Source organism: Succinimonas sp. (genome assembly GCF_045225735.1).
Lineage (GTDB): Bacteria > Pseudomonadota > Gammaproteobacteria > Enterobacterales > Succinivibrionaceae > Succinimonas.
This window is the reverse complement of the sequence record NZ_JBGVBR010000431.1, coordinates 1-5,836: the sequence shown is the minus strand read 5'-3', so window position 1 is coordinate 5,836 and position 5,836 is coordinate 1. Positions and strand designations below refer to the sequence as shown.

5 protein-coding genes are annotated in these 5,836 nt (G+C 51.3%); 3 read left to right on the top strand and 2 right to left on the bottom strand.

What is annotated here, in order from left to right:
* Positions 1-2,995: S8 family serine peptidase (locus ACJROR_RS15010; protein WP_406547800.1), on the top strand; the 2,995-nt coding region annotated here is incomplete at its 5' end.
* Positions 2,996-3,316: 321 nt separating this feature from the next.
* Here ACJROR_RS15010 and ACJROR_RS15005 read toward each other — a convergent pair.
* On the bottom strand, positions 3,317-3,748 hold the full coding sequence (locus ACJROR_RS15005; RefSeq protein WP_406547799.1) for a hypothetical protein: 432 nt from the start codon (positions 3,746-3,748) through the stop codon (positions 3,317-3,319).
* Positions 3,749-4,031: 283 nt separating this feature from the next.
* On the opposite strand from ACJROR_RS15005, the gene ACJROR_RS15000 reads away from it, so the two are divergent.
* Both ACJROR_RS15000 and ACJROR_RS14995 read left to right on the top strand, forming a co-directional pair.
* Positions 4,032-4,958 (top strand): hypothetical protein, encoded by a 927-nt coding sequence (locus ACJROR_RS15000; RefSeq protein WP_406547798.1) that lies wholly within the window; start codon positions 4,032-4,034, stop codon positions 4,956-4,958.
* A 1-nt stretch (position 4,959) separates the two neighbouring features.
* Positions 4,960-5,109, top strand: a complete 150-nt coding sequence (locus tag ACJROR_RS14995) for a hypothetical protein (protein WP_406547797.1) — start codon at positions 4,960-4,962, stop codon at positions 5,107-5,109.
* 304 nt (positions 5,110-5,413) lie between these two features.
* Here ACJROR_RS14995 and ACJROR_RS14990 read toward each other — a convergent pair.
* Positions 5,414-5,836 (bottom strand): hypothetical protein (locus ACJROR_RS14990; RefSeq protein WP_406547796.1); only part of this gene is annotated, 423 nt, incomplete at its 5' end.

Genomic DNA, 5,836 nt, shown 5'->3' with positions numbered 1-5,836 from the left:
CGCCCTGACTGCCCCCTTCACCATGTCCCGTAATGTTTATGTTAACCGGCAGACTCCGAACGGCACCACCTTTATCATCTCCCCCTTCAGCACCCTAGCAGATATCACCGCAGGAGACGACAGTGACAGTGAAACAGAAGAAAGCTACCTGGATCGGATGGGATCTGCGGCGGAACTGGCCGGAGGCCTAAAAAGTCTGGTGTCTCTGGATGCCGGGTACAACAAAGACTGCACCGACTCCGCCGATTTCAAGACCCTTATTGCCGGAGAACTCCTGGCCAGAAAGGGAGTCCTTCCGGAAACGGATCAGGATCTCCGAAAGCTCGGTAAGAGCATCAGCGATGTATCAGAACTCGCGACCTCCCTTGCCGATAACAAAGCCCTGGCAAATTATGTCTATTACCGGGTAATAGCGGATATTTCCGAAGACGACCTGATAAACAAAAGCAGGGATGAAATTGCCGAGGTGATTATCGGTTACCTCAGGAACATTCCCGATCTGCCCGCCGATGAATCTGACAAGACCGATGATGACGATTCCGGGAACACCGGGGACAATGATTCCGGAAACACTGGCGACAACGGCTCCGAGAATACCGGCGATGATGATTCCGGGAATACCGGGGATGACGATTCCGGGAACACCGGGAACGATGACTCCGGAAACACCGGGGACGATGACTCTGGAAACACCGGAGATAATGACTCAGGAAATTCTGGTGATGATGACTCTGGAAACACTGGAGACAATGACTCAGGAAACACTGGAGACAATGACTCAGGAAACACCGGGAACGACGATTCCGGAAATACCGGGAACGATGACTCCGGGAATACCGGCGATGATGATTCCGGGAATACCGGTGATGATGACTCCGGAAACTCCGGAGACAATGATTCCGGAAATACCGGCAATGATGACTCCGGGAACGATGACTCCGAAAATACTGGTGATGATGACTCAGAAAACACCGGGGACGATGATTCCGGTAATACCGGCGATGATGACTCCGGGAACAATGAAGAACCTCCTGCTCCGGAACCGACCTTCGTGGAAATAACCAACCACAATCTGAATTTCAATTATGTCCAGAACGAGGATACCGCCATTCTCAGCGATCTGGACGGCAAGGCGGATGTGGCCGGCGGCAGGGAGGAGTATTTCTCATTTACGCCCCATGCCGAATCTCCGGTGGAGATTATGGGGGTTAAATACGGCTCTGTCAGAGTGTACAGCGACGGAACCTACCGGTACTACGTGCCCTATGCGCAGCTTAACAATAAGACCTGGCGGGATTACAGCGAATCCGTCGTCTTTTCCGTCAACGGCAAGGTATATACCAAAACCTTCGATCTGGTTCAGGATCCTCTTTTCGACCAGCAGGATCACCTCAGAAACGCCGGCCGCTTTATCGGATCCAAAGCGGGAGAGGATCTTAACGCGGTGCCTGCCTGGCAGAAGGGATACACCGGACAGGGGGTTACCGTTGCCATAATCGATTCCGAATTCCAGACCGGACATGAAGATTTAAGGGATAATTTCCTTCCCGAGCTTTGCTACAGCGTGGATCGGCAGTCACATGATCCCGAGGATCTGATGGTTACCGCCGCCTCAGGAATCCAAATTCACGGCACTCCGGTAGCCGGGGTGATCGCCGCCACGGCCTTTAACGGCATCGGCAGCAGAGGCGTGGCGTATAACGCCAGGATGTACGGCCTTACCAATGCCAATCGCGCCGAATATTACTACGAGAACAGCATTATCGGAAAGGCCGATGTCGTTAACGAGAGCTTCGGCTCCGCCACCCCCGCGCTCCTGCTGGGCAACACGGATCTTGTGGATGCCCTTACTGAAAACCATATCCCCATTGTCAAAGCGGCCGGAAACAACTTTACCGCCACGCCCGTCACCGATATCGGCACCGGGGTCTGCGTGGAACTAGGAGTAAATTGCATCTTCACCCAGACCGATTATGAGACAAAAGCTCCGGGATCCATTATGGTAGGAGCCGTGGAGCATGACGGCACCCACGCCTACTATTCCAGCGGCGGAACAAACCTCTGGATCTCCGCCCGCACCGGCGCCCTGACCACCGATGTTGAAGGCTGCACCTACAACATGGAAAGCCAGATCATCGACAGCGGCACCTGCAATTACGGTATTCTGGCCGGCACCTCCATCGCAACTCCGGCAGCCACCGGCGTTACCGCCCTCATTCTCGAGGCAGGCGGCCGGAATCTCACGGTTAATCAGGTAAAGTACATTCTGGCAAAAACCGCCGTAAACTATAAGTCCGACAGCGCCATGCAGGACAGCGATGTTTCCGGAAATTCCTATGTGATTCACAAGGGCTGGATCCCCACCCGAAACAGCAGCAAGACCGGACTCTATTACAGCCCCCTCTTCGGCTTCGGCCGGATCGATGCCGGCGCAGCCACGAAGCTGGCAGCGAACTGCAGCGAGGATGCTGACTGCGCCAGAAGATCCGAGGATCCTGTCACCCTGACCACCTCAGAAAATTACTGCATGCCGGATAACTCTCTTACCACGGAATCAGAGTTCGTCTATACCTGCTCATTTACGGATCTCACGGACGAGGACGGTAATCCTTATCAGGGAAATGCCCAGATCGAAAACACCTATCTTGATCTTGACACCTACAGACTGTCAGTTTCCGGGGAAAAGTTCGGGAATGCTTACAATCAGACCGCGGAACAGCGCATTCAGGCCATGAGAACCGCCTCCCATACTCAGATGGAGCTTCTGGTAAACGGGGACGAGAGCAGGAAGAGCATTATCAAGCAGCGTTATGAGTTTATTGAAAGGGTCTACGACCCCGTCATGAGCTTTACGACTCAGGCCTCCTACCTAGACGAAATCACTGAAAATGATGAGCAGGTACGCTACACCCTCCGTATCCGCTCTCCGGAGGCTATTGATACGGATACGCTGAAGGGACGGATCCGGCTTAATGTCTATCCTCTGGAGGAATGATACCCAACAGGCAATAGCGTATCGTCCCGCCGGACTCCGGAAAACCGGAGTTTCCGGCCCTTTTGAAAAAGACCGTCTTAAGACGGCCTTGTTTGTTATCTGAGGGCTATCAGGGGATAAGCCTACCAAGGACGGCAAACTCTTCAGCCGGAGGAGGGATTCGGGGAGAACGGGAGACCTCGGGAATCTGAAGCCTGCGGAGGAGAGACTTTTCCGGAGATCCCGAGGTTAGAAAGAAGCGATGGATATTGCCGGAATCACGGGGTCTTATGCCAAAAGGAGCAGCAGGACAGGAGCAGGCAAATCCCCCGCTTTTATGCTTTACCTGGCACGCCGGTACACATTGGTGCAGTATTCATCATCCTCGGCAGGTGCGGTGCCGGCACAGTCAAACTCCGGATCGCTGGAGTGATCAAAGAGAATATCGTCACCTTTCTGCACATAGGTGGTGTATTTCAAAGGGGTGGGATCGTCTTTCTTTGTTTTGTTATTCTCAGTGATCGTGCACGGGGCCTTCTTCTCCACAGGCTTAAGCTTGTTATCACCGGCCTTCACCGCGGTATGCACGCATTTTCTGGTTAATTCGGGAATGATCTTCTGCTGGGTAACCTTGTACTTATCACCGTCCTTTTCAATTACGATTGAAAACTCCGGAAAATCCCGGTGCGTCCATTCACCGACAAACTGCTCTGCCTGAGCTGAAAAGCCTGCTGTCATAAGCGCCAACGCAACTGCAAGATGTCCTGCCTTCATTTTTAAATCCCCTTGTTGTCAAAAAATAAAACTTCCGCAGCCTTTGCGAATCCCTCGCTTTGCGGATCCGACGGACGTATTGTAAAGCATTGAAGAGAAAATAACATAATTAAGCCGGCATAGCTTAAGGTTCGCTCCACTTTCCATGCATGACCGGGGCTTTGGCAAAAAGGATCTCTTACGGGCCGGGCATTCTGCCCAGGGAGATTAAAACCCTTGTTCCTGAAACAGGCAGCGGGCCCTCAGCCTCCGCTCTCCGGGGGCTGGAGCTTCGGATACGCTCATGGGCCGGATCCGGCTTAATGTCTGTCTCCGGAAAAACTGTTTTCCCAAAACGGCCGGAACGTATATACTTAGCCAGCTCTCCGGAAAACCGGAGTCCCCCGGGCTTTTCGGAAAAAGGGTCTTAAGGCGGCTTCGTTTGTCATCTGAGCGCCCCTCAAGACAGACAAACACTGTCAGCCGGGTTACCGGGAGGGTCAGGAATTTGATACCATATCCTCCTCATCTGTCTCTTACAGTATTTAACAGCGGTTTTAAAATGCTTCAAACACCTTCCCCTTCTCAGGAACCTCTTCCCCCGGATTCCCAGGACGAGATCACTGCCGGCTTAAACAGGATATCCGTGATGCAGAAAGTAACCAATGTCCTGTTTTTCATCCCGACATGTCTGCCGTCTGCCCTTTTTCTTTTATTGTCTGTCGGTTATATTAACAAATTTTACAACCCATTAGTTATTTTTTTAATTCTGAACTTAATAATTTGTTTAATAGTTAATCTTATATCAATATCTCATGCAAAAAGCGCCGCTAAAATTGTTACTAATATAGCCTGCGAGTTTCCAATCTATGTGAATGGCGTGAAAACGCCCAAAGACCTGCGGAACACCAACCGGATAGTTATACTGTGCTCTCTGTTTGCCGTTATCGATGCTCTTTTAATCATTTTTGCGCTATGGTGGCAAATATACGACGGGAGCGCATTATTGGACAGTTTTATAAAAAGTCGGGTTAAAGTCCCGGGAGCCGATAGCACTAACTTTATTGCAGGAATGGAAGAGCTGTTTGCGAGGTGGATAATTTATGAAACAACGATAGGAATAATTACAGCCCTGCTGCTCATCGTAACTACTGTTATGGCTCTTGCGGGAAACATAAAGCTCTTTCTGGCTCTCTCCGACATCAAATACAATCTGTCCAAGCTCAGGTAGCATGTCCCATTCTGTTCTCCGGAACCCCGATGAATGCCGCCTTAAGCTTATCAAGGGCGGCAAGCTCCTTAAGCCGGAGGAGACGGGAGACCTCGGGAATCTGAAGCTTGCGGAGGACAGACTTTTCCGGCTCTCCGCATCATGTTCTTAATAGTTATCTTCGGCATCAAAAAAACATCTGACAGAGATCCGGGATAATTTCCGCTCTCCTGAATCCCGCAAAAGGCCGTCTGATGACATCTGCTCATCCCCCTCATCTGGAAAACCAGTATCCCGGAGCGGACAAAAAGGAGCGGCTGACTGAAAGCAAAGAGGATCGAGATACAGAGGCCGTAAAAACAGGGCCTCCTCCGGAATGATGAAAAGAAAATGCTGGAGAATCTGAAAAGCTCTCTTCTGTGAGCTCTTAAACGGAGATCCGGCGCTCTGCCTGAAGAATCCCCGTCCCCGCCCGGTTAACAGCCTCCGATTTCGAGGTTATAGGCGGGAGGATAGACCACGCCATTGATGTATTCTGCGGTGGAATACTTGAAGCAGCAGCGGTTCTTAACTTTTTCGCCCTGCTGGTTATACTTAAAGCCCCGGGGAATAATGTACTGGGTATCTCTTTCTATGCCGCCGATTTTATCATTCGGTACGCGGCACTGACAAAATTCATGGCCCTCACATACCGCATTTCCCGCTCTGGAGCACTCATAATTCAGGGTTCCCTTAATGGTCTTATCGCCTCTGTCCGGGATCTGGATGGTCTCTCCCGTTATTTCATGGTTCTTGGTTTTGGTTTTGACCCCTTCGATGTCGGCATCCAGGATAAAGGCCACGGAATTGCGATCAACATAGGCATACTTGATGTAGACCCAGTTATCGCCCCCGACATT